Genomic DNA, 22,026 nt, shown 5'->3' on the forward strand with positions numbered 1-22,026 from the left:
GAAGATCCGATATCGGTTAGAAGATTTCGAGGTACTGATCGATCTCCCACTCCGAAACCGAGGCCCGGTATTCGGCGAACTCGGCGCGTTTGGCCTCGATGAACTTTTCGGCGACGTGCTTTCCGAGCGCATCGAGGATGACTTCGTCGTTTTCGAGAGCGTCGATGGCCGCGCCGAGATTGGGCGGAAGGGTATCGATGCCGTACTCCTCGCGAGTCGCTTCGTCGAACTCGTAGATGTTCTCCCGGACGGGGTTAGGAGCTTCGAGTCCGCGCTCGATCCCATCGAGGCCGGCTTGCAACATGACCGCCAGCGCGAGATACGGATTACACGACGGATCGGGCGAACGCAGTTCGATCCGCGAGGCGGCGGGCGTACGCGCGGCAGGCTTGCGAATCAACGCAGAGCGGTTTACGTCGCTCCACGCGACGTACACCGGAGCTTCGTACCCCGGCACCAGTCGTTTGTAGGAGTTGACGGTGGGGTTGCACACAGCGGTGATTGCGGGCGCGTGTTCGAGGATCCCCGCGAGGAACTGTTTCGCTTCCGTAGAGAGATCGAATTCGTCGCTACCGTCATAGAACGCGTTCTCATCGTCCTCCGTGAACAGCGAAAGGTGGGTGTGCATCCCGCTTCCGTTGATGCCCGCGATCGGTTTGGGCATGAACGTCCCGTGAAGCCCGTGCTCGGCAGCGATAGCACGCACAACGGCCCGGAAGGTAGCGATGTTGTCAGCAGTCGTGATGGCGTCGGCGTATTTGAAACTGATCTCGTGTTGTCCTTGCGCGACCTCGTGGTGGCTGGCTTCGACCTCAAAGCCCATCTGATCCAGTCCATAGATGATGTCCCGACGAACGTCGCTCGCCAGATCCTTCGGTGCGAGATCGAAGTACCCACCCGCGTCGTGGGTAACCGTCGTTGCCTGCCCGTCTTCTTCCTCGAACAGGAAAAATTCCGGCTCTGGCCCGGCATTGAGCTGGTATCCCATGTCGCTGGCTTTCCTCAACGCGCGTTTGAGCACGTGCCGGGGATCACCGGCGAAGCTGTCACCTGAGGCCTCCATCACGTCCGCGATCAACCGGGCGCTGGCGGTGCCGTCCTCGTGGGTCCGCCACGGCAACAACGCGAACGTGTTCGGATCCGGCTTGAGACGCATGTCGCTCTCCTGTATCCGGACGAACCCTTCAATGGATGAGCCGTCGAAGTAAATACCCTCAGTGAATGCCTTCTCGGCCTGACTCGCCGGAATAGAGACGTTCTTGACGGTTCCGAGAATATCCGTAAACTGGATCCGGAGGAAATCCACGTCGTTTTCCTCGATCGAATCTAGGACGTTCTGTGCCTCGACGCTGAGGCCGCCATCAGAGGCAATACTTTCGTTTCCCATTGTTCTTTGACGTCCTATCCAACCACCCGAATAGTTAAAACCGTATTGGTTCCCGCAAACCGGCTATCTGCGAGCAGATAACTGGATATTCGTAAAATTATAGTGCCTCCGTCGAGTGTGGTGATGTAATGACGTATGAAAACTTGGACGAGAAGTTGGTGAACGCGCTCCTCAACGACGGTCGGTCGAGTCTTCGGAACTTGGCAGAGGACCTCGATGTTTCGGTCACGACCGTTTCGAATCATCTGAGTGATCTGGACGAACAGGGAGTGATCAAAGGGTACACCCCAAAGGTCGATTATAGCGAGTTGGGCTATGACGTGACGGCGGTCATCCAGCTCAAAGTCGAAGGCACGGCCATCACCGACGTCGCTGCCACGCTCCGGGATGCCAAGCAGATGGTGTCGGTGTATGAGGTGACCGGTGACCACGACGTGATCGCCATCGCCAAATTCAAAGACACCGACGGAATGAACGACGAGATCAAGGAACTCCTGAACGACATCAACGTCAAAGAGACTAACACGAGCGTCGTGTTGAACACGGTGTGTGAACACGAACAGTTCCCCTTGGACGTTTCGGATTGACATCCTCCCCGCGCTAAAGCGCGAGGATTCCACCGTGAGGGGTTCGGCTACCGACCTACGGAGGCAACTTGCGGGTTTGTGCGCACTTCTTTGGGACTTTCGTGAGGGTGTGGTTTCCCCGACCACTCGTGGTCGTCCCACTCGAATCGCACGGGCCGTGCCATCGGCCTGACTTCCGTATCGCTGTGTTCCCGAAGGAACGTCTCTGACGTCCCGAGAACTGCTCTGCAGTTCTCGTGGGCTAACAAGACGCTTCACGTCTTGTGAACGCTGTGAGGTCGGCGTGCCCCTCGAACCCGCACGAACACGTCAGCGTATTCCCGTGGCGAACCGTCCTCTCGTGGTCGCCACACTCGGGACACGTCTGACTCGTCCACGCTTCCGACTCGGCTTCGAGGGAGATGCCGTACTCCTCACAGACGCATGCGAGGCGGTGGATGAACTTCTTGAACGCCCAGAAGTTGTGCGTCTTCTCGTTCACCCTGACCGACCAGTGCGTTTCCAGCACGTCGGTCAAGTCGCCCACGTACACCGTCGCAACTCCCTCCTCGTACAGCCGTTCAACGAGGTTGCGCACCAGCGCGTTCTGTGCATGGTCACGGCGTGTCGTCCGCTGTCGATACAGCCGTCGAATCCGCTTGGAACTGTAGCGTCCCTCTCGGAGTTTCGACAGTAGGCGGGCGATTTCTCGCGTCGTCTCACGGAACCGTCCGAACAACTCCCGACCGTCGTAGAGGTACTGGTTCCCAGTAGTCGTGGAACAGGCGACGAGATTGTTCGCGCCAACGTCGAGGGCGGCTTCGTGAGAAGCCAGTGGTGAATCCAGTCGAGAATCAGGGACAGTGACTGGTTGAAAAGCCCTGAACGTGTCGCTCACCTCGTCGTACTCAAGTTCCAGACGACCCTGTTTGCCATCCCATTTCGGGTTGCCTCGGACTTCGAGGCGGAGTCGTTCGTGGTAGCCGAGTCCGTATTCGTCTTTCAGTTCTTGCCCGACAGGGATTTCGAGACGGCTACGCTTCCCCCACTCAATCGTGTACTGGTTGCATCGAATGTAGGTACGGAGTTCGCGTCCGTCCTCCTCGTTTCCCCAGTACGACGGCGGGTTGGCGTACTCGCCTTTCTCTTTGAGGGCAAAGAACGACCGCCACGCTTCGCTGTTCTTGCGCGTGACCTGTTGAACAGTCGCGCTACCGACGATACCGTTGTAGCGTCCTCGGTACTCGGAGGTGTCCCACACGTCGCCGTCACCGAAGTAGTTCTGACGGCGTTCGTAGGTCAGTTCGTTCCACAGGGAGGCGGATGCGTCGAGTAGCCGTAGGAGGCACTCTTTGTCGTTCTCTGTCTGTGGAACTACCTCGAAGGTGTTGGCGCGCTTCATTCGTCTTCACCCTCCTGTTCAGCGATGTACTGTTCGACAGCGCCCTTCGAGGTGCTTCCCGCCGTACCGACGTAGTACGAACGAGTCCACTTCACGCGGTCGTCGTAGCGTTGGTTGTACTTCCGCGCCGAGATGCCCTTCACCCAGTTGACGATGAGTGACGGGGCGTTCTTGGGCGGACTTCCGATGAACAAGTGTACGTGGTTGGGCATGACCTCTGACTCGGCCAGTTCGAGATCTTTGTCCGCACAGATTTCCGCGAAGATGGCTTCGAGACGTTCCTTCGTCTTCCCCGTCAGGTGCGAGTGCCGATATTTCGGCACGAACACTATGTGGTAGTAGAGTTCGTATTTCGCGTGACGGGTGCTCTTTACCATCTATGCATACTATCACTGTCGGACGGCTTAAAGATTGCGTTGGAACCCCGTCTCTGCCATCGTCGGCGGTTGAATACTGTTGGTCGGCTTCATCCCCGTCCTGAAGGGCGAGGCTTTCGCCTCGAATTTTCCGGAATGAAAACACGCCTAGTGACGGGTCCGACGCGACCGATCCGACGGACAGCGAAAGGACGGACACGGCACTGACACGGAAACTGATGACACATTGCTCAGCGTCGCTACGTGACAATATCGGATTCAATACGACAGCGCGGTAGATCCAAAAAATCGCGTGTAGGAACTGATTGGACTGATTGCGGTTAGGCTATCGTGGAGACGCTCACATCGCGCCGCCCATGCCGCCCATACCGCCCATGCCGCCCATGCCGCCCATGCCGCCGGGGGCACCGCCGGGACCGCCGGGTCCTTCATCCTCATCGTCGTCGGTACCGCCACCCTTGAGGTCGCCAGCAGCGATGACGTCGTCGATGCGGAGGATCATGACGGCCGCTTCCGTCGCACTCTCGACAGCCTGAGTCTTCACACGCAGCGGTTCGACGACGCCGTCGGATTCCATGTCGACGACGTCACCGGTGTAGGCGTCGAGACCGGCACTCGTCTCGCCACCGTCGTGGCGGCTGCGGAGATCGACGAGCGAGTCGATCGGGTCCAGCCCTGCGTTTTCGGCGAGCGTACGAGGGATGACATCGATGGCGTCCGCGAACGCTTCGACAGCGAGCTGTTCGCGCCCACCGACGCTGTCGGCGTAGTCACGAAGCTGCAAGGCGAGCTCGGTTTCTGGAGCACCGCCGCCGGGTAGCACCGTGCCGTCATCGAGCGTGACGCGGACGACGCCGAGGGAGTCCTCGATAGCGCGCTCAACCTCATCGACCACGTGCTCGGTCCCACCACGCAGGATGAGCGTAACCGATCGGGCCTCTTCGACGTCCTCAACGAAGATGCGGTTGTCGCCGCCGATGTCTTTCTCTGCGACCGAGCCAGCAAAGCCGAGGTCGTCCTCGGTGATGTCGTCGATGCTGGAGACGATCCGACCACCCGTCGCCCGGGCGAGCCGCTTCATGTCGGACTTCTTCGCGCGACGGACCGCGATGATACCCTCCTGGGCGAGGTAGTGTTGGGCCATGTCGTCGATGCCCTTCTGACAGAACACCACGTCGGCACCCACGTCGGCGAGCTGATCGACCATCTCCTGAAGCTGGGCTTCCTCCTGGTCGAGGAACTGCTGGAGCTGGTCGGGATCAGTGACGTTGACTTCCGCGTCGATCTCCGTTTCCTGGACCTCGATCGCGGTGTCGATGAGTGCGACATCGGCGTCCTCCGCGAAGTACGGCATGTTGTCGTGGACGCGCTCTTTGTCGATGATGACGCCCTCGACGAGTTCGGATTCGTCGATCGAGCCGCCAACGACCTTTTCGAGTTTCACGTTGTCCGTGTCGATGCCGTCGTCGTCACTGACCGAGCTGACGGCGTCGACGACGAGCTCAGCGAGTAGATCTCGGGCGGATTCGGCACCCTTGCCGGTCATCGCCGTGGCAGCGATCTGTTGGAGCTCCTCGGTGTCCTCTTCGCTGACGTCGATAGCCATCTCGTCGAGGATCTCCTTGGCTTTCGAGGCAGCCTGACGGTATCCTTGGGCCAGAATCGTCGCGTGAATATCCTGTTCGAGCAGATCCTCAGCCTTGCTGAGCAGTTCGCCCGCCATCACGACCGCCGTCGTCGTGCCGTCGCCGACCTCGTCTTCCTGTGTCTGGGCGACCTCCACGATCATGTTCGCGGCGGGATGCTCGATGTCCATCTCGTCGAGAATGGTGACGCCGTCGTTCGTGACGACGACGTTGCCCGTCGAATCGACGAGCATCTTGTCCATCCCTTTCGGTCCGAGTGTCGTGCGTACCGACTCGGCAACTGCCGTCCCGGCAGTGACGTTCATCGACTGTGCGTCACGGCCCGAGGTGCGTTGACTCTCCTCGGACAGAACGATGAGGGGCTGGTTGCCCATCTGTTGTGCCATAATCGGACGATGATTGAATGTGCTTCTACATAAAAGTACCGAATCACACACAGCCACCGCTTCACGTACCCGCATCATGAGGAATGCTACTAACTAACAACGTGTATTTTATATGTTGCGTTCAGCGCTACTGGACGTTCTGAGACAGCGTTCCGGCGGGCGTGATGGTGGCGCTCGTCAGTTCTCCGAGTGATTTCTCGATGGTGTACTCCGGTGTTTTGATCTCGATCATCGAGTCATCAGTAACGTCATAAAAGGGCAGGTTGAGGACGTACTGTCCACTTTTCTCGATCCCCGTCGCTTCCTGTTGGTCGGATTTGCGATGGAACGCCCACGCCGTCTCACCGGCGAACTTCGGAGCGGTTGTGCCGGTGATAGTTTGTCGATTCGGCTGTTTCTCGACGTTCGACCCGGCGATCGGATGGCCGTGTTCGATCCAGTCATCAAACCCTTTATCAAGGGCGTACACCCGTTCGTAGCCTTGGTTGATGAGGTTTGCAGCACGGAGTGCCGACATGTGGTGGGGACACCGGCAGTACGTGACGATCCGATCCGATTTCGGCCAGCTTTCGACCGGATCGTCGCTTGTCTGTCCGTTCGGGGCAGGGCTACGTACAGCACCACTGATGTGGGATTCGTTATACCCCCCGTTGCGGGCATCCACGAATCGAGCTTCCCGGTTGCGATACCACGCGTACGCGACATCGGTCGGTACGAGCGGCACAGACACGCCTCGCGTCGGCCGTGTTTTAAACGAGTCCTCATCCACCGGTGTTGGGGAGGAACTCTCGTTCCCCATAGCGCTCATGGTCTCGTTGGTTTGCGTCGTTTGTGTCACGGACGGAGGTGCGTAACCGTCGGCGTCGCTCTCCCCATCGTCGGAAGCCAAACAGCCGCTGACACCGACTACCACCGATGTCCCGGCTAACTGGATGAGGCGGCGACGAGTAAACGCTCGACCGTTCATCGTGAGTTAACTTGCGCATGAGACGGTATTACGTTATTGATCGGATAGTCGGTCCTGAGAATTATTCACACAGCCGGTTCGTAGGGGGGCCGTGGATCTAGCGGAGTGCTTCGAACGGCTCTTCACAATCGTGGCAGAAATGCATCGAGCGACAGAGCGACGGTCCTTTTGGGTGCTCACGGTTCGTGTTCGTCCCCTCACAGTACGGACATCGGATCCCGCTAGCCGATCGGTCGGTGTCGACGCTCGGATCTGGGGGATCGGATCGTCTCATGGGACGCTCACCCCGAACGATTCGAGCGCGTTCGCACCGTCTTCGGTAATGAATTCGAGCGACCATTCGGGCGTCCACACGAGTCGCACGCTACAGTCCTCGACGTCCTCGACCGCTTCGACAGCGCTCTGGACATCCGAAAGCAGCATCTCGCGGGCCGGACAGCCGGTGTAGGTGAGCGTCATCTCGACCAGCACGTGATCGGCTTCGATCTCGACGCCGTAGATCAATCCCAGATCGACGACGCTGATCGGCATTTCCGGGTCCTCTACTTCATACAGCGCCTCCCACACTGATCGTTTCAGACCGCGTGCCGACTCGCCGGTTGCAGGGAGATCATCGGCGGTGCCGTCGCGCTCGTACTCGTACTGCGTGTACGGACAGTACCCAGTCTGCGGTTCGTCGGGGGACTCGACCGAGGGTGATGGATTATCCGGCATGGTCGGAACCGTTCGTGATCGTACGGGTGTTCGTTCGATCTAGCTCGCGGTACGTTCGGGTCAGTTCCTCGTGGAGCACCGGCCAATGATCGGTGTGTTCACCGCCGCGCCCGTAGGCAGCAGGAAGTTCCGGCAGGGAACCGTCCTCCGAAACGGGGGGCCGAACGCCGAGCGAATCGAGAAACGGTACGGTGATCGCGAGCCACTGCTCGCGCAGATCGTCGAGTGATTCGGATCGGAGACCGAACTCCTGAATCGTTGCCTCGTGATCTGCATCGACCGGTTCGAACAGCGCCACCGCATACGGGAACAACCGATCCGTCGCCGCCTGCACGTTCGCACGACCGTCTGGATCCGCACACAGCCGCTCGAGCCAATTTTCGGCGTGTTCGCGGTGATAAGACTCTTCACCCATGATCTTCCCGATCCGATCCGCGATCTGGGAGTAGGAAGCGTCTTCGAGCGCTGTCAACCGGAGCCGTTCGGCGGTGTCGTACAGATAGCTTCGGAGGATTGCATCGGCCCAATCGCCGTCATCGAAGGGGAGCTCTACGAGTGCTGCGTGGGTGAAATCGGCCGGGGGGCGCTCGAAGAGCAGTTCGGATTCGGTGTAACCGAACTCTGTGAGGAGGTCGTACCACAACCGCGCGTGTCCCAACTCGTCCTGTGCGATGTTCGAGAGCGCAAGATCCGACTCAAGCGTCGGTGCGCGTACCTGCCACTCGGTGTATCGTTCTGCGAGTACGAACTCGTCGTCGGCCAGCGAGAACAACAGCGCCTCAACGGCCGCCTGCTGACGGTCGGTCAGTTCATCCGGCCCGGAACGCTGGTCTGCTGGCATCAGCGTTCACCCTCCGCTTTGCGCTGCTCGCGGTCGGACGTTTCGATCTCCTCGGCGAATTCGACATCAACGTTGTAGGCCGACACCCACCGGTAGGATTTGTCGGTCGTCCCACCGAACTCGACGTCGTCGGTGTCGGCGTCGACTGCCGACACTTCCGCCTGGGGAACGACCCACAAGCTGTTGGTCGGCTTTCTGCGTGCGTGTTGAATCTGTGCAAACAACAGCGCCATCTCTCGGTCCGGTGCGTGAACGTTTCCACAGTGGGTGTGATACTCGCCCGCTTGCTCCTGTCTGAACACTTCCCAGATCATAGTCATGGTTGCTCGGACCGATCGATCGCGTTTCTGACCCACGCCACCGCCTCTTGTGTGGCGGCTCGGGAATCGATCTGCTCGTGACTACCCGCATACTCGTTGCTAGCGATTTCCCAGAACTCCTCCCAATCGAGATCGTCCTCCTCGACGATGTATCGTCCGTCCTCCTTGCGGATCCGTGGCTCGTCGGGAATCTCCAGTCCGTATTTCTGGGCCTTCGGGAGGTAGGCGTTCAGAAACGCCTGTCTGAGTTCGTCATTGCTCATCGTTTTCAACCCCACGCGCTCCGAGAAATCGTGGTGGGTGCTCCGATCGTCCGTCGGTCCGAAAAACTGCAGGATGCGCGGCCACCACTCCTCGAACGCCTCCTGTAGCAACTGCTGTTCCCGACGGCTCCCTGTCGCCAATGTACGCATGATGTCCTCGCCGTGTTTGATGTGGAATCCCTCCTCGAAACAGATCTTGTCCATCGCGTGGGCGTACGGTTCCCAACTGGTGCGTTTGATCGTCGCCTGCCGACGCATCGCCGCTCCATCGACGAAGAAGGCGATCATCGGCGTCTCCCACCACTCGGTCATGGGATAATGAAAGCAGTTGAGGAACTTTCCCTCACCTGTGGCCAGCTCGTCTAACATTTCCGCGCGCGTTTTGATTCCGAGCGATTCCGCAGCCCGGTACAGCAACTGGCCGTGGCCGATCTCGTCTTGGACCTTCGCCGAAAACGCGAGCTTCCGATCGAGACTCGGTGCCTGACGGATGAACGGCCGTTCGAGATACGCGCCCATGATCTCGGAATTGGCGTGAAACTGGATCATCCGCGTCGCCGCTTTGCGGTACTCCTCGGGCATGTCGTCGTGGGGACTGAACGCCCGTGGTTCGGCCCGCTCTGTGACCTCCTCGACGTTCATTACGACCGGATGTTTGTGATGGACTATCATACGAATTACCCCCCACATGAGCGGGTTTTATAACATACCAACGGTATCGGTACACGTGATTTCGGAGTGTCTCGTCGTGGAGTTCGAAATACGGGGTGATGACTGCCCGCTCGCGGAGGCCACCCGGAGGGTCGACGTGCCGGTAACGGCACAGCCCCCTCAGTTACGGTCCGACGGATACGCACTGCTACGGTTCGGTGTGTCCCAAGCGGCCGATCGGCTCACGGATGTGTTGGAAGCGGACGATCGGGTTCGGTATCTCCACCGTGTGCTGATCGACAGCCGGACGAACTACCGGTGTCTCTCGAAGCATCCATGCGTGGTTCACGAGCTAGTGAGTGAGGGCCTGTTGATCGAGTCGCTCGGCTATCGGAACGGAACCGCGACCGTCAGGGGTGCCGTCGTCGGGTACGACGTGCTCGAAGGGGTGATGGACCGGGCTGGCCAAACGGTCGGCGTCACGCTTCGGCGGGTGTATCCCCTGGGATCGCACGAACACGAACACGAACGGACGGCCATCACACAGCGCTGGGATCTCACACGAAAACAGGAACAGGCGCTGCGTGTGGCGATCGAGTTGGGCTATTTCGAACTTCCGAGAAACGCCGACGCGGCTGCGGTCGCGGCCGAGCTCGGGGTGAGCAAATCCGCGTTTCTGGAGCGGCTCCGACGGGCCGAACGAGCGGTTCTCACCCAACTGTTTCGGTGATCGGTGCACTCGATTCGGTTTCGGATACGCCGTTAACACCTATGTTGATGACTAGTGTACACGACCCATGGGACAGCCGACCTATGATTTCGATGAGAAGACGGTGATCGTGACTGGAGGGAGTTCGGGGATCGGTCGAGAGACTGCGCTCCGGTTCGCCGATGCGGGTGCAACTGTGTTGATCGGTGATGTTCGGGCCGAGCCGAAAGACGTTGATGAAACCACGCCGACCCACGAGCTAATCGATGCGGCCGGCGGGACGGCGGAGTACGTCAAGACTGACGTGACCGACCCCGACGCCATCGAATCGCTCGTCACGGCGGCCCGTGAGTACGGCGGCGTCGACGTGATGGTGAACAATGCGGGGCTACACATCGAAACACCGTTGCGAGAACTCACACCCGAAGCGTTCGACCGCATCCACGCGGTGAACGTTCGTGGCGTGTTTTTCGGCTGTCAAGCCGCCGCCAACGACATGATCGACCGGGGGCAGGGAGGCGTCATCGTGAACACGGCGTCGATCAGTTCCTCGCTCGCGCAGTTCGGACAGGTACAGTACGACTCGACGAAAGGAGCGATCCGGATGGTTACACGCGGCGCGGCGCTCGAACTTGCCGAACACGACATTCGGGTTGCCGGTGTCGCTCCCGGCCAGATCGCCACGGAGTTCCTCGATGGATGGACCGAAGAGGCGACGACTGGCGCACAAGAGAACGCCTTTCTCAAGCCGATCCCGATGGGTCGAGCCGGACATCCCGAGGACGTTGCTGGTGCGTATCTTTTTCTCGCGAGTGACGACGCGAGCTACATCACCGGGGAGTTACTCCACGTCGATGGCGGCTGGCAGATCTGTTGATCAGTCCGCCAGTAACGCCTCGACGTGGCGCTTGCCGAGCGCGATGGTGTCTAGATCGTTAGTGCCGACTTCGAGCGTCGCGGTGCCCGACCAGTCGGCGTCCGCAATCCCCTCGAACACCGTGGCGAAATCGATGTGACCCATCCCGACAGGGAGGTGTTCGTCGCCGTCACGGGTGTCAACGAGATGGAGATGATCGATCCGGTCGGCGTGCTCCCGACAGAACTGGGCCATCTCCGGTTCCGCCATCCCGGCGAGCAGCGCGTGGCTAGTGTCGAACGTCATCGACGCGTCGGGGTACCGGTCCAGCAGCTCCGGGAACGAAGTGACATCGTAGTAGCTCGAAACGACGTTTTCGAGACAGGGGGTGAGTCCGTGCTCGTGAGCGGCGGGAATCAGTTCGTCGAGGCTCTCATGGACGAACGCCCGGCACTCGGATTCGGACCAGCCCAGCTCCCACGCATCCGAAGATGGATGAAAAACCACTTTTTCGGCACCAAGATCGACCGCCAGCTCCATCCCGGCCGTGAATTCCGAGATCACGCCGTTTCGAACGGGCGTGAACGGCGAGCCGGGATCGGGGACGAACGGCAGGTGCACCACGGCGCCCAGCCCAGCGTCGGAGAGGGATGTGCGCATCGATTCGCTGCGATCCTCGATACGCTCGCGGGCGTATCGACCGTCGAGAAGGATCTCAACGAACTCGAACCCCTCCTCAGCAGCCCACTCGATCGTCTGCTTGAACGGGAGTTCGAGTCCGAGCGTAAAGCCAAGTCGCAGTGAACGCATGTACTACCTTACCAATCATTCCAAAAAGAGCTTGTCACGAAATTCGTTGCTCTTCGAGCACTGCATCGAGCTGTTGACGTTTCTCCCGCGCTCGTTCGAGATCACGATCGACAGAGTCATTTCGGATGCGCTCGCGGTCGTCGTCGTCGAGCCGTTCGTGGGCGACGGCGGTTTCCCGAAGCCGCTCGTACGCCGCGTTTTTGCACAGCGACCGTAGTTCTCGGAGTTGTGGCACCGTTTTCTCGGGGGCGAACCGACCGGCGACGGCGATGCGTTCGCGGATCTGGTACCGAAGGGCCCCAGCAGAGGGTGGTGGCCACGCGATTTCGAGCGGGCCGCCGTCGAGACGGCTCAGATACGTGCGGTTCGTCCGTACGGCGCTGAGAAGCGCCTGTGGATCGTCTACGTAATGACTCAACTTCGAACGGGAGTAGTCCGCGTACTCAAGCAGCGTCGGGATCGGTTCGGTGCCCGCTTCGTGTGTCATAACGAACTCACACAGCGCCGGTGGCGGCTGGCGGTAGTCGACGAGCGGATACTGCTCCGTCGTGGCGACAAGCGATAGTACCTCTCGGGTGCTCGCCTCAGTGCGGAACGTCTCGAACGCTGTATCGACGGTGTCGTTGTACTGCTCGATCGGCGTTCGAATCTGATCGACCGAGGCGTCGAGATCGACCGTTTCGAACCGGCGGAGCCGTTCGAGCCGCTCGATCCGTTCGACGGTCGCATCGCGCTGTTGGGTAACCGCGTGGCGTGCATCGTCGTAGCGTTCTCGTAGCTCTCGGTATCGATCCAACAGCTCGGCGTACTCGGCGGCGGGTCGTAGCGCCGACCGTGCGCGGTCGAACTCCGCGGCAGAGAGCGTTTGCTGGTGGAGTTGCTCGTCGGCCGCCTCGAAGGCCTCCCGTTCGGGCAACCCCTCCGGTAATCCCTCGATCTGATCGACCAGTTTCTCTTGAAACTCGACGTAGCCCTCGAAATCGTCCCAGTCGGTCGCTCGCTCCTCATACCGATCGAACAGGTCGATCACGTCGTGATAGGCCGTACTGACTGCCTTCAGATCCTTGACGCCGATCGATTCGACGCGATCGCACACCGCATCGTACTCCTTGACGACGTCTCGGAGCGTCTCGACTGCATCCGACATACTACGCGTTACTCGTACACCTCCTCGGGATCGAACAGTTGCTCGCCCGTTTCAGCGGTCGAAACCTCAACCGTCGACTCCGTCCGCTCGACCGTTTCGACCGTCCGGTGGAAACAGCTCTCATAACCTGTGTGACACGCACCACCCTCCTGTTCGACCTCATACACCAACGCATCACTGTCGCAGTCGACTCGGATCTCTTCGACGTGTTGAACGTGGCCGCTGCTCGCTCCTTTCTGCCAGAGTTCCTCCCGACTGCGAGAATAGTAGTGCGCCAACCCTGTTTCTTGGGTTCGCTCGACGGCTTCCGGGGAGGCGTACGCGAACATCAAAACCCGTCCGGACTCGGCGTCGTGGGCGATCGCCGGGATCAGTCCATCCTCGAAGGTGAGATCGACGGTCATGACCGATCGAATGGACGGTCAGTGAATAGTCCTTTTGTCCTCGAAATTCGGGAACACTTTTCGGTGCTTGGTGATAACTTACAACATGGAGAACGTGAGACCGCCCGGAGAACGAGTCACGACTAAGACTGAGACACTCCCGTCGGTCGACTACCGAATCGCCGTAGCGCTCCAAACGCCGACTCCAGTCGAGCAGTTGCTCCGTACGGCACTCGATCTCGCAGCCGACAACGATGGGGAGGTCCTCATCGTGAGCGTCATCACGAAACCCCGTAGCTCCCCGTTCTCGCTGTTCACCGACGAGTTCATCAAACGGGAGTTCAGTGGTGATCGCCGAGAGATACTCGACCGTGCGATAGCGATGGCGGATGGCTCCGGCGTTCCGATCCGTGGACGGTTGCTGGTCGCCCACGACGTTCCCCGAGCCATCGGCGAGGCCGTTTCGGAGTTCGGGTGTGACGCCGTGTTGCTTGGCTGGCACGATCGTCGTCGCCCGGAGGCGGTGTTCGGGCGAAACGTCGACCGAGTAGTGACGCGCGCACCGTGTGACGTCCTCGTCGAGAAGATCGGGCACACGGCCGATTCGGTCGAGCGCATACTGCTTCCGGCGGGGAAAGGCCCGAACACCGAGCTTGCGGCGAGCGTGGCGAGCGCGATCGCGGTGGCCAACGACGCCGGGATCGACGTGCTTCGGCTCATCGGAACCGATCCAACGCCCGCAGAGCGAACCGACGCTCACCGACAAGTGACCGCTATCGGCGAGCTGCTCGAACCGGTCTCTGACGTGTCGTTGTTGGTTAAAGAGACCGAATCGGTGGCCGAAGCCATCATCGAAGCGACCGGCGATCGGGACATAACTGTCCTCGGTGCGACCGATCGAACGTGGACCCAGCGGTTAGTCGTCGGTCCAACACCGGAAAAAGTCGGCCGGAACGCCCGAAGCACGGTCATCGTAACCAAACGCGGCGACCGACTGACCTCAACGCTCAACTACTGGCTGCGACAGTTCGGGCGAAGTTGATGTCGTCGTGTCTGCGTAACACTGTTATCGAGAGCCTCGGTCCGTTCGGTCGTGAGTGAATGACAACGTACTATTAGAATAGCAGACACGAATCGTGTGTATGACTACTGCTCTCGACCTCCGTCAGTACCGCCCTGCCGACGACGACCGTGTCCGCGAACTCCACGAGACCGCGTTACGAGCGGCGGGTGGGTTCATCGAGGGAGTGCCGGAGCTGGATCTCGACGCCGTCGAAAAGACGTATCTCACGGACGGCGACTTTCTCGTCGGTGAGATCGATGATCGGATCGTAGCGATGGGCGCGTTCCGGCCAGCCACGGGCCACATCACCGAAGTCCTTGACTGCTCTGGGACGACCGCAGAACTGAAACGGCTGCGCGTCGATCCCGTTCACCAACGAAACGGGTACGGCCAAGCCGTCTGCGAGGAAGTGGAGCGCCGCGCGCGCGAGCAGGGCTTTACGGAGATAGTGCTCGATACGACACCTGCACAGACAGGCGCACGGCGGTTTTTCGAGACCAACGGCTTCGAACAGGTACGGACCGAACGCCGCCGATGGGAGGGCGACCCGTTCGAGCTGCTGTTTTACCGAAAATCGCTGGTAGACGGAGCGTCGTTCACAGCAAATACTCGTCTCCGGCCAGATCGACGAACGAATCGGCGGCGTCGATGAGATCCTCAGAGGTCGAGGGACGGAAACTCATGACTTCGACCCGGACGCCTTCGTGGCGGAGGTGCCAACAGAGACGGGTAAAATCGCCATCGCCGGTACAGAGCACGATCGCATCGACGTGTTGTGCGAGCGTGATGGCGTCGAGACTCAGCCCGACGTCCCAGTCGGCCTTCTTCGTTCCGTCGGCGAACGTTTTCAGATCCTTGCTTTTCGTTTCGTATCCAATATCAGACAACGCCTCGAAAAACCGCTCCTCGTCGGGAGAGTGCGCCCGAATGACGTATGCGATGGCGCGAACCAGCTCCCGCTCGTACACTGCCTGTTCGAGTACGGCGTCGTAATCGACGTTCCGTGAGAAAAGACTGTGAGCACTGTGGTAGAGATTTTGCGCGTCGGCAAGCACCGCGACGCGCTGGCTCGAATGCAACGGTGGCATACGCCGTATACGACCGTCCACGCGGATAGACTTTCGTATTCTCCTGACAGTGATACTCAATGCACGACACACGATTAAAATGCTCATAGATATTATCAGAATATATTAATTTGGCAGGTATTGGGGGGTGGCACAATTGCTAAGTCGTCCTAGCGCACCTCTACAGACATGCACGTCGTCACATCCCCAACTGCCACCGGGTGTGACCGTCGGGTTCGCCCTAGGAAAACAAAACGCCCGTAGCGACGGGTCCATGGCGGGTTGGCACCCCGTCGCGGGCTGTTTTTGATAACGTTGTAGTGTGACACCGACTGGACACCGAGCAGATCAAGTAAAAACGAATGAGACACGAACCGTTCACAGGCGTCTTTCCAGCGATGACGACGCCGTTTACGGACGAGTACAGCATCGATCACGACCGGCTCGCTGCGCAGGCAGAGCGTCTCGAAGCTGCGGGCGTCGACGGGCTGGTTCCCGTCGGCACGACGGGCGAGAGCGCGACGATGACCCACGATGAGCACATCGAAGTCATCGAGACGGTCGTCGAGGCGGTAACCGACGTGCCCGTGATCGCAGGGGCTGGGAGCAACGCGACCCACGAGGCGGTCGATCTCGCAGCTCGTGCAGCGGATGCGGGTGCCGATGGACTGTTGCTCATCGCGCCATACTACAACAACCCCGAACCGGCCGGCATGGAAGAGCATTTCCGAACGATCGCCGACAAGGTGGACCTCCCACAGATCGTGTACAACGTCCCGAGCCGCACCGGGCGGAACGTGGCCGTCGATACGGCCGTTTCGCTAGCCAGCCACGAGAACGTGGTTGGATATAAGGCCGCCAGCGGGGATCTCAACCGCGTCACGGAGATCATCGAACGCACGCGGAATGAGACGTTCTCGGTACTTTCGGGCGACGACGCACTCACGACGCCGATGCTCGCCATCGGTGCGACCGGTTGTATCAGCGTCGCAGCCAACGTCGAACCCGAACGGATGTGTGCGATGGTGCACGCCGCCCTTGAGGAGGAGTACGATCGCGCTCGGGAGCTACACCACGAACTCGGTCCGTTGTTTCGGGCGCTGTTCCTCGAAACGAATCCCATTCCGGTTACGGCCGCGATGGAGATCCGAGAACACGCCCCAGAGCGCCTGCGCTCGCCGCTGTCGCCCCTCAGTCCCGAGAACCGCGAACAGCTTGCCAGCGTCCTCGAATCGCTCGAACCGTTCGAACCGCTCGAAGCACAGCCCGCACGTGAGGGCCATTCATGACAGTCGCGGTGACGGGGGCGTCGGGCCGCATGGGCCGAACGATACTCGAGTTGGCGAGCGACCGCGGCGTGGAAACGATCGCAGTTTCACAGACGTTCACCGACGTCGATGAAGCGGTTAGTACGTGCAAACCGGAGACCCTGCCGTCGGTACTGGCCGAACGGTCGGTCGACGCATTGATCGATTTTACCGTCCCAGCGGCGAGCGTCGAATTCCTCGATGCGTGCGTGGAGACCGAAACGCCCGCAGTGATCGGAACGACCGGATTCGAAGCGTCGGAACTGGATCGTATCGAACGAGCGAGCGACGTGGTTCCCGTGCTGCGGGCGGCAAACTTCGCGCGCGGCGTACAGGGCTTGCTCGCGCTTGTCCGCGAGGCGGCTGGGGCCCTTCCGGGGTATGACGTGGAACTCACCGAGACCCACCACAACGGAAAGCGTGACGCACCGAGTGGAACGGCCAACACGCTGCTCGATGCGATCGAGGAGGAGACCGACGCCACCGAGCGCGTCTACGGTCGAGACGGGATCCAGCCCCGGAACGACGGCGAGATCGGTGTTCACGTCCTGCGTGCGGGATCGATCCGTGGCGAGCACGAGGTCGTCTTTGCCGGCAACGATGAAGTGCTCACACTGACCCACCGGGCCGAAAGCCGCCGCGTGTTCGCAGCGGGAGCACTCGATGCCGCAGCGTGGCTTCACGGACGAGAGCCGAGACGGTACACGTTCAGCGAGGTAATCGCAGACACATGAGTACGAATTCGTTACGATCGGAGATCACGGAGTTGTATCAGCGCTATGACAACGGCCAAGTGACCGCTAGCGAGGCAGGCACAGAGGAATATGCAACGCTCGATGCGTTCCTCGACGCGCTCGAAACCGGCGACATCCGCGCAGCCGAACGACAGGGCGACGAGTGGGCGGCCAACGAATGGGTCAAACGCGGGATCCTGTTGAACTTCGGACTGCGAGAGATCCGAAGCCACACATACGGCGATGTCACGTACCACGACGTACTCCCGTTGCGCGAAACGGGGGATCTCCCCGGCCGAGGAACACGAAACACGCCCGACGGAACGGTGGTCCGACGTGGGTCGTACGTCGGTAGTGACGCCATCCTGATGAGTCCAGCGTTCGTCAACGTCGGCGCGTACGTCGGCGACGGCACGCTCGTCGACTCCTGTGACACCGTCGGCTCGTGTGCACAGATCGGTGCCAACGTGAAACTCGGCGCGAACACATTGATCGGGGGCGTTCTCGAACCGGTCGAAAACGCGCCAGTTGTCGTGGAAGACGACGTCTCTCTGGGTGCAGGCTGTCGAGTAACGTCCGGATTCGTCGTCGGCGAGGGCTGTGTCGTGGGGGAAAACACGCTACTCACGCCACGAATCCCGGTGTACGATCTCGTCGACGAGGAGATCCGCTACGGCCGACTGCCTCCCGAGCGACGAGCGTTCACGCGCTTTGTCGAATCGGGCGTCGGCGAGCACGATCTCTTCGAAGGCGGAGCGTACAAACCGGCGGTCGTCGCAACCGACATCGAGACGACGACGCTCGAAGGAACCGAACGGGAGGCAGCGCTCCGGGAGTAACACGACATGACCACGAACCCGCCTGTGAAGAGATGACCACGAATCCACCTGTGCGACGACTGGCCGACTGGCCGGACGGTCGACTCCGGGAGCTCGCGGACGAGCACGGCACGCCGCTCTACGTGATCGATCCCGATCGGATTCGTGAGAACGCAGACCGTCTTGGGACAGCCTTCCCCGAGGCCGAGGTGAGCTACGCACTCAAAGCGAACACGAACCGGGCCGTACTCGACACCGTCGAGCAGTGCGGACTCGGTGCTGAGTGTGCTTCTGCGGGCGAGGTGCAGCGGGCGATCGACGCGGGATTCTCGGGCGACCGGATCAGATACACCGCCGTCAACCCGCCCGCCCGTGACCTCGATCACGTCGTGGAACTCGCTCGCGGCCACGAATTCGTCACCACGATCGGCGCACTCGATACGCTCGATCGGCTTCGAGACCGGGACTTCGCCGGTCACATCTGTGTGCGCGTCAACCCCGGCGTCGGTGCTGGCCACCACGCGAAAGTCACGACCGGCGACGCACCGCAGTTCGGGATTCCCTACGACCGGGTCCCCGACGTTTGCACGTCAATCCGAACGGAGATGCCCGCGGTCGATCTCGTCGGCCTTCACGCCCACGCTGGAAGCGGGATTTCGGGAGATGATCTCTCGGCCCACCGGGAGCTAGTCCGACGGATGGCCGAACTCGGTAGACAGGTGGGTGGACTCGATTTCGTCGCCGTCGGCGGGGGGTTTGGCGTTCCGTACGATCCTGAAGAGCCGCCGCTCGATCTCGACGCCGTGGCAGCGGCCACGCGAGAGGCGTTCGATCGCTGTAACGCACAGCTTGCGATCGAGCCGGGCCGGTATCTCGTCGCCGATAGCGGAGTGCTCCTGACGACCGTGACGGCGGTGAAACCCACGCCGGAAACACCCGTCGTCGGCGTCGATGCGGGAATGACGACGCTACTCCGACCCGCGCTGTACGGAGCCGTCCACGAGATCCACAGCCTCGCTCCGGATGGGGATGCCCGACCGTCCCGGTCGTGTCTTCTCGCCGGGCCGATCTGTGAGACTGCCGACGTGCTCGACCGGAATCGATCGCTGCCCGATCCACGGTACGGCGACGTGCTCGCGGTCGGAAACGCTGGGGCGTACGGCTACGAGATGGCCAGCCAGTACAACTCTCGGCCGCGACCGGCCGTCGTCTCGCTGGCTGGCGACCGCATCGCACGGCGGGAGACGATCTCTGATCTCACCCGATTGGAACGATAGCTGAACGATAGAACCACAACCAATTCGACTGAATCATGATTCACGTAGAAAAGTACCACGGAACTGGAAACGATTTCATCGTCGTCGATGCCGCACTCACCGTTCCCGATCGTCGTGCGTTCGCCATCAAATACTGCGACCGCGAGACCGGGATCAGCCAACCAGACACGGAGACGACCGGTGCGGACGGTGTGTTGTTCCTCGCGCTAGAGAAGCAGTACTCGCCGCCACGAGTGGTGATGACGCTCGTCCAGCCCGACGGAAGCGTCGCAACGATGTGTGGTAACGGCGTGCGGTGTGCGGCGGCATGGGCCGCCGAACAAACGGGGGCAGACGAACTGATGATCGATACGCTTGCGGGCACCCGACGGGCGACGGTCGGAGACGAGACGGTACGTGTCGAGATGGGCCAACCGTCGTTCGATCCCGATACGGTCCCCCTAGCAGAAGAGTCGCCGCTTATCGAGGCGTCTATCGACGACCTCACCGTGACAGCTGTTAACACAGGCGTTCCACACGCAGTAGCGTTCGTCGATGACGTGGCGGATGTCGATCTCCAACGCATCGGTCCATCCGTTCGCAACGCATCGGTGTTTCCGGAGGGTGCGAACGTGACGATCGCCTCGAAAGACGCCGAGCGCCCGGGACACGTCTTCGAACAGCGTACGTTCGAGCGGGGCGTCGAGGACGAAACGGCGTCCTGTGGCACGGGCGCGGTCGCGATCGCTGCCGCGGCTCGGCGGCTCGGACGCATCGACGGAAGCGAATCGGTCACGGTGTGTCCCGAAGGTGGTACACTCGAAGTGACGATTTCGGCTGACGGGACGACGTTAGCGGGTTCCGTCGCCCAGTCGTACGCGACCGAACTGCCCGTCGCCGAACCCCGTCGAATCAGCTGATGGCGTTCGATCCATTGGCGTTTCACGAGCGAGCGGTCAAAACGCCATCACACGAATCATCGGACGCGATGCGGGATCTCGTGGTGGAAGCGCTGTGTGAGCAGGGAGTGGAGCCGACGGTCGACGATGCGGGCAACACGCTGGCAGAAAAGTCCGGAGCTGCGTCCGGACCACACCTCGTGTTGAACACGCATCTCGATACGGTTCCGCCTCACGTTCCGTTTCGTCGGGAGGGGGACGTCGTGTACGGGCGGGGTGCCTGTGACGCGAAGGGACCACTCGCGGCGTTGGTGGCCGCGTTTCTCGCGGCCGAGCCCGACCGTGGACGGCTCACGCTCGCGCTCACGCCCGACGAAGAGACCACGTCGGCTGGCGCAGCCGCCCTCGAGCTCGACGGAGACGGCTACATCGTCGGCGAGCCGACCGGTCTCGACGTGTGTACCGCCGCGAAAGGCCGATTCGAAGGAACGATCACGATCCATGGAACGAACGCCCACGCCGCCGATCCGGAGGCGGGCGTGAACGCGGTCGCCGCCGGGGAAGACGTGCTGTCTGCGGTCCGCTCGTTCGACCGACAACGAGGTCCCGATACCCATGCCGTGCTCGGTGGGCCGACGCTTACGCCGACCGTCGTTCGCGGGGGGAGCGCCGTGAATCAGATCCCCGACCGATGTACCATCACTGTCGATCGGCGAAGCGTCCCCCCCGAAACGGCTGCGGGATTCGAGACGGCTCTGAACGATCACCTCACGGAACGAACTGACGCCGACTGTGCGTTTTCGCTCACCGACCGCGATACGCCATTTTTGGAGGCGTTCGCAACGCCCGAGGACTGCGACCTCGTAGCGGCGTTGATGGCAGCCGGTAACGGGGAGGTGGGACCGTTCACAGCAGCGACGGAGGCGTCCTACTTCGCCCCTGCCCCGACGGTCGTGTTCGGTCCCGGTGTGCTCACCGACGAGGAGGGAGCCGTCGCTCATGCCGACCGGGAGTACGTCCGCCGACCGGCGATCGAACGGGCCGCCACCATCGTTCAGAGCGCGCTTGGATCGCTGCTCGGATCACCGAGCTGACCGTCCGCCCGACCCGCTGATCAGCTCTGATCGGGTGTAAACTCCGAGATACCCGCCGATCGCCCCGAGTGCAGCGTTGACGATCGTCCCGCCGACGAACACGACGAACGCGGTGAGCACACCCAGCCCGACAAGCGCATCGGGCACGAACACGAGTGCGGTCCCGACGATGGGCACCACCACCGCGATGGGGAGCGACGCGATAACCCCCGACAGTGCGCCGACTGTCGGGCCGTTTTTGGTCTCCAAATAACCGGCGACACCGCCGCCGAGGATCGGGCCCGCCGGGCCGATGACGAACCACGATACGGCCGTGACGACGGCACCGACGAGAGCGTTGGCTATCATTTCATAACGTAGGTG

General features: G+C 61.0%; 25 protein-coding genes and 1 pseudogene. 11 read left to right on the top strand and 15 right to left on the bottom strand.

The genetic code is table 11. The features are described from left to right. Positions 1 to 16 precede the first annotated feature (16 nt). The gene (gene glnA / locus MW046_RS04170) at positions 17 to 1,387 is read right to left on the bottom strand and encodes a type I glutamate--ammonia ligase (protein ID WP_247994313.1); all 1,371 of its coding nucleotides are present in this window, start codon (positions 1,385 to 1,387) and stop codon (positions 17 to 19) included. 128 nt (positions 1,388 to 1,515) lie between these two features. On the opposite strand from glnA, the gene lrp reads away from it, so the two are divergent. Further along, complete coding sequence (gene lrp / locus MW046_RS04175) at positions 1,516 to 1,974, top strand: HTH-type transcriptional regulator Lrp (protein ID WP_247994314.1); 459 nt, start codon at positions 1,516 to 1,518, stop codon at positions 1,972 to 1,974. 47 nt (positions 1,975 to 2,021) lie between these two features. On the opposite strand, the pseudogene MW046_RS04180 reads toward lrp, so the two are convergent. From MW046_RS04180 to paaA, 9 genes and pseudogenes are all read right to left on the bottom strand, one after another. Further along, positions 2,022 to 3,355: pseudogene (locus MW046_RS04180) on the bottom strand (RNA-guided endonuclease InsQ/TnpB family protein). Next, entirely contained in the window at positions 3,352 to 3,732 is a 381-nt protein-coding gene (tnpA, locus tag MW046_RS04185; protein WP_124954725.1) for an IS200/IS605 family transposase, read from the bottom strand. Before tnpA ends, MW046_RS04180 begins: the two are co-directional and overlap by 4 nt. Before the next feature lie 340 nt (positions 3,733 to 4,072). Beyond that, complete coding sequence (thsA, locus tag MW046_RS04190) at positions 4,073 to 5,752, bottom strand: thermosome subunit alpha (protein ID WP_247994803.1); 1,680 nt, start codon at positions 5,750 to 5,752, stop codon at positions 4,073 to 4,075. A gap of 139 nt (positions 5,753 to 5,891) precedes the next feature. Beyond that, on the bottom strand, positions 5,892 to 6,731 hold the full coding sequence (locus tag MW046_RS04195; protein WP_247994315.1) for a rhodanese-like domain-containing protein: 840 nt from the start codon (positions 6,729 to 6,731) through the stop codon (positions 5,892 to 5,894). A 97-nt stretch (positions 6,732 to 6,828) separates the two neighbouring features. Then, on the bottom strand, positions 6,829 to 7,005 hold the full coding sequence (gene paaE / locus MW046_RS04200; RefSeq protein WP_247994316.1) for a 1,2-phenylacetyl-CoA epoxidase subunit PaaE: 177 nt from the start codon (positions 7,003 to 7,005) through the stop codon (positions 6,829 to 6,831). Continuing rightward, positions 7,002 to 7,445, bottom strand: a complete 444-nt coding sequence (paaD, locus tag MW046_RS04205) for a 1,2-phenylacetyl-CoA epoxidase subunit PaaD (RefSeq protein ID WP_247994317.1) — start codon at positions 7,443 to 7,445, stop codon at positions 7,002 to 7,004. The genes paaE and paaD overlap by 4 nt, the downstream gene beginning before the upstream one ends. Next, on the bottom strand, positions 7,435 to 8,286 hold the full coding sequence (paaC, locus tag MW046_RS04210; protein ID WP_247994318.1) for a 1,2-phenylacetyl-CoA epoxidase subunit PaaC: 852 nt from the start codon (positions 8,284 to 8,286) through the stop codon (positions 7,435 to 7,437). Before paaC ends, paaD begins: the two co-directional genes overlap by 11 nt. Continuing rightward, positions 8,286 to 8,600, bottom strand: a complete 315-nt coding sequence (paaB, locus tag MW046_RS04215; RefSeq protein ID WP_247994804.1) for a 1,2-phenylacetyl-CoA epoxidase subunit PaaB — start codon at positions 8,598 to 8,600, stop codon at positions 8,286 to 8,288. The genes paaC and paaB overlap by 1 nt, the downstream gene beginning before the upstream one ends. 2 nt (positions 8,601 to 8,602) lie before the next feature. Then, entirely contained in the window at positions 8,603 to 9,511 is a 909-nt protein-coding gene (gene paaA, locus MW046_RS04220; RefSeq protein WP_368411417.1) for a 1,2-phenylacetyl-CoA epoxidase subunit PaaA, read from the bottom strand. Positions 9,512 to 9,596: 85 nt separating this feature from the next. On the opposite strand from paaA, the gene MW046_RS04225 reads away from it, so the two are divergent. Beyond that, complete coding sequence (locus MW046_RS04225) at positions 9,597 to 10,250, top strand: helix-turn-helix domain-containing protein (protein ID WP_247994320.1); 654 nt, start codon at positions 9,597 to 9,599, stop codon at positions 10,248 to 10,250. Between the two features lie 67 nt (positions 10,251 to 10,317). After that, on the top strand, positions 10,318 to 11,106 hold the full coding sequence (locus MW046_RS04230) for an SDR family NAD(P)-dependent oxidoreductase (RefSeq protein WP_247994321.1): 789 nt from the start codon (positions 10,318 to 10,320) through the stop codon (positions 11,104 to 11,106). On the opposite strand, the gene MW046_RS04235 is transcribed toward MW046_RS04230, so the two are convergent. From MW046_RS04235 to hisI, 3 genes are read right to left on the bottom strand one after another with little or no spacing between them, the layout of a single operon-like run. Next, positions 11,107 to 11,895: a sugar phosphate isomerase/epimerase family protein gene (locus tag MW046_RS04235; RefSeq protein ID WP_247994322.1), complete on the bottom strand. Its 789-nt coding sequence runs from the start codon at positions 11,893 to 11,895 to the stop codon at positions 11,107 to 11,109. A gap of 34 nt (positions 11,896 to 11,929) precedes the next feature. Further along, positions 11,930 to 13,042: a DUF7118 family protein gene (locus MW046_RS04240; protein ID WP_247994323.1), complete on the bottom strand. Its 1,113-nt coding sequence runs from the start codon at positions 13,040 to 13,042 to the stop codon at positions 11,930 to 11,932. An 8-nt stretch (positions 13,043 to 13,050) separates the two neighbouring features. Next, positions 13,051 to 13,446: a phosphoribosyl-AMP cyclohydrolase gene (gene hisI, locus MW046_RS04245; protein WP_247994324.1), complete on the bottom strand. Its 396-nt coding sequence runs from the start codon at positions 13,444 to 13,446 to the stop codon at positions 13,051 to 13,053. Positions 13,447 to 13,531: 85 nt separating this feature from the next. Between hisI and MW046_RS04250 the strand changes: the two genes are divergently transcribed. Next, positions 13,532 to 14,467: a universal stress protein gene (locus MW046_RS04250; protein ID WP_247994325.1), complete on the top strand. Its 936-nt coding sequence runs from the start codon at positions 13,532 to 13,534 to the stop codon at positions 14,465 to 14,467. A 100-nt stretch (positions 14,468 to 14,567) separates the two neighbouring features. Continuing rightward, positions 14,568 to 15,140, top strand: coding sequence for a GNAT family N-acetyltransferase (locus tag MW046_RS04255; RefSeq protein ID WP_247994326.1), 573 nt, complete (start codon positions 14,568 to 14,570; stop codon positions 15,138 to 15,140). On the opposite strand, the gene MW046_RS04260 is transcribed toward MW046_RS04255, so the two are convergent. Continuing rightward, the gene (locus MW046_RS04260; protein WP_247994327.1) at positions 15,085 to 15,576 is read right to left on the bottom strand and encodes a LabA-like NYN domain-containing protein; all 492 of its coding nucleotides are present in this window, start codon (positions 15,574 to 15,576) and stop codon (positions 15,085 to 15,087) included. The two genes, MW046_RS04255 and MW046_RS04260, sit on opposite strands and share 56 nt — an antisense overlap. A 341-nt stretch (positions 15,577 to 15,917) precedes the next feature. Between MW046_RS04260 and dapA the strand changes: the two genes are divergently transcribed. From dapA to MW046_RS04290, 6 genes are read left to right on the top strand one after another with little or no spacing between them, the layout of a single operon-like run. After that, a complete protein-coding gene (gene dapA / locus MW046_RS04265; RefSeq protein WP_247994328.1) occupies positions 15,918 to 16,844 on the top strand; it encodes a 4-hydroxy-tetrahydrodipicolinate synthase in 927 nt (308 codons plus the stop codon). Then, on the top strand, positions 16,841 to 17,596 hold the full coding sequence (gene dapB / locus MW046_RS04270) for a 4-hydroxy-tetrahydrodipicolinate reductase (RefSeq protein WP_247994329.1): 756 nt from the start codon (positions 16,841 to 16,843) through the stop codon (positions 17,594 to 17,596). Before dapA ends, dapB begins: the two co-directional genes overlap by 4 nt. Then, on the top strand, positions 17,593 to 18,435 hold the full coding sequence (locus MW046_RS04275) for a 2,3,4,5-tetrahydropyridine-2,6-dicarboxylate N-succinyltransferase (protein ID WP_247994330.1): 843 nt from the start codon (positions 17,593 to 17,595) through the stop codon (positions 18,433 to 18,435). Before dapB ends, MW046_RS04275 begins: the two co-directional genes overlap by 4 nt. 32 nt (positions 18,436 to 18,467) lie before the next feature. Next, positions 18,468 to 19,691, top strand: a complete 1,224-nt coding sequence (gene lysA / locus MW046_RS04280; RefSeq protein WP_247994331.1) for a diaminopimelate decarboxylase — start codon at positions 18,468 to 18,470, stop codon at positions 19,689 to 19,691. 35 nt (positions 19,692 to 19,726) lie between these two features. Next, the gene (gene dapF / locus MW046_RS04285; RefSeq protein WP_247994332.1) at positions 19,727 to 20,590 is read left to right on the top strand and encodes a diaminopimelate epimerase; all 864 of its coding nucleotides are present in this window, start codon (positions 19,727 to 19,729) and stop codon (positions 20,588 to 20,590) included. Continuing rightward, entirely contained in the window at positions 20,590 to 21,663 is a 1,074-nt protein-coding gene (locus MW046_RS04290; RefSeq protein WP_247994333.1) for a M20 family metallopeptidase, read from the top strand. Before dapF ends, MW046_RS04290 begins: the two co-directional genes overlap by 1 nt. Here the strand turns inward: MW046_RS04290 and MW046_RS04295 are convergent. Continuing rightward, positions 21,652 to 22,011 (bottom strand): DUF5518 domain-containing protein, encoded by a 360-nt coding sequence (locus MW046_RS04295; RefSeq protein WP_247994334.1) that lies wholly within the window; start codon positions 22,009 to 22,011, stop codon positions 21,652 to 21,654. The genes MW046_RS04290 and MW046_RS04295 overlap by 12 nt on opposite strands. Positions 22,012 to 22,026: the final 15 nt, after the last annotated feature.

This window comes from Halocatena salina, from assembly GCF_023115355.1.
Lineage (GTDB): Archaea > Halobacteriota > Halobacteria > Halobacteriales > Haloarculaceae > Halocatena > Halocatena salina.

What these genes read in the sequence shown, in the direction of transcription:
- glnA (WP_247994313.1), bottom strand. Translation starts at nt 1,387, where the DNA reads ATGGGAAACGAAAGTATTGCCTCTGATGGCGGCCTCAGCGTCGAGGCA.
- lrp (WP_247994314.1), top strand. Translation starts at nt 1,516, where the DNA reads ATGACGTATGAAAACTTGGACGAGAAGTTGGTGAACGCGCTCCTCAAC.
- tnpA (WP_124954725.1), bottom strand. Translation starts at nt 3,732, where the DNA reads ATGGTAAAGAGCACCCGTCACGCGAAATACGAACTCTACTACCACATA.
- thsA (WP_247994803.1), bottom strand. Translation starts at nt 5,752, where the DNA reads ATGGGCAACCAGCCCCTCATCGTTCTGTCCGAGGAGAGTCAACGCACC.
- MW046_RS04195 (WP_247994315.1), bottom strand. Translation starts at nt 6,731, where the DNA reads ATGAACGGTCGAGCGTTTACTCGTCGCCGCCTCATCCAGTTAGCCGGG.
- paaE (WP_247994316.1), bottom strand. Translation starts at nt 7,005, where the DNA reads ATGAGACGATCCGATCCCCCAGATCCGAGCGTCGACACCGACCGATCG.
- paaD (WP_247994317.1), bottom strand. Translation starts at nt 7,445, where the DNA reads ATGCCGGATAATCCATCACCCTCGGTCGAGTCCCCCGACGAACCGCAG.
- paaC (WP_247994318.1), bottom strand. Translation starts at nt 8,286, where the DNA reads ATGCCAGCAGACCAGCGTTCCGGGCCGGATGAACTGACCGACCGTCAG.
- paaB (WP_247994804.1), bottom strand. Translation starts at nt 8,600, where the DNA reads ATGATCTGGGAAGTGTTCAGACAGGAGCAAGCGGGCGAGTATCACACC.
- paaA (WP_368411417.1), bottom strand. Translation starts at nt 9,511, where the DNA reads ATGAACGTCGAGGAGGTCACAGAGCGGGCCGAACCACGGGCGTTCAGT.
- MW046_RS04230 (WP_247994321.1), top strand. Translation starts at nt 10,318, where the DNA reads ATGGGACAGCCGACCTATGATTTCGATGAGAAGACGGTGATCGTGACT.
- MW046_RS04235 (WP_247994322.1), bottom strand. Translation starts at nt 11,895, where the DNA reads ATGCGTTCACTGCGACTTGGCTTTACGCTCGGACTCGAACTCCCGTTC.
- MW046_RS04240 (WP_247994323.1), bottom strand. Translation starts at nt 13,042, where the DNA reads ATGTCGGATGCAGTCGAGACGCTCCGAGACGTCGTCAAGGAGTACGAT.
- hisI (WP_247994324.1), bottom strand. Translation starts at nt 13,446, where the DNA reads ATGACCGTCGATCTCACCTTCGAGGATGGACTGATCCCGGCGATCGCC.
- MW046_RS04250 (WP_247994325.1), top strand. Translation starts at nt 13,532, where the DNA reads ATGGAGAACGTGAGACCGCCCGGAGAACGAGTCACGACTAAGACTGAG.
- MW046_RS04255 (WP_247994326.1), top strand. Translation starts at nt 14,568, where the DNA reads ATGACTACTGCTCTCGACCTCCGTCAGTACCGCCCTGCCGACGACGAC.
- MW046_RS04260 (WP_247994327.1), bottom strand. Translation starts at nt 15,576, where the DNA reads ATGCCACCGTTGCATTCGAGCCAGCGCGTCGCGGTGCTTGCCGACGCG.
- dapA (WP_247994328.1), top strand. Translation starts at nt 15,918, where the DNA reads ATGAGACACGAACCGTTCACAGGCGTCTTTCCAGCGATGACGACGCCG.
- dapB (WP_247994329.1), top strand. Translation starts at nt 16,841, where the DNA reads ATGACAGTCGCGGTGACGGGGGCGTCGGGCCGCATGGGCCGAACGATA.
- MW046_RS04275 (WP_247994330.1), top strand. Translation starts at nt 17,593, where the DNA reads ATGAGTACGAATTCGTTACGATCGGAGATCACGGAGTTGTATCAGCGC.
- lysA (WP_247994331.1), top strand. Translation starts at nt 18,468, where the DNA reads ATGACCACGAATCCACCTGTGCGACGACTGGCCGACTGGCCGGACGGT.
- dapF (WP_247994332.1), top strand. Translation starts at nt 19,727, where the DNA reads ATGATTCACGTAGAAAAGTACCACGGAACTGGAAACGATTTCATCGTC.
- MW046_RS04290 (WP_247994333.1), top strand. Translation starts at nt 20,590, where the DNA reads ATGGCGTTCGATCCATTGGCGTTTCACGAGCGAGCGGTCAAAACGCCA.
- MW046_RS04295 (WP_247994334.1), bottom strand. Translation starts at nt 22,011, where the DNA reads ATGATAGCCAACGCTCTCGTCGGTGCCGTCGTCACGGCCGTATCGTGG.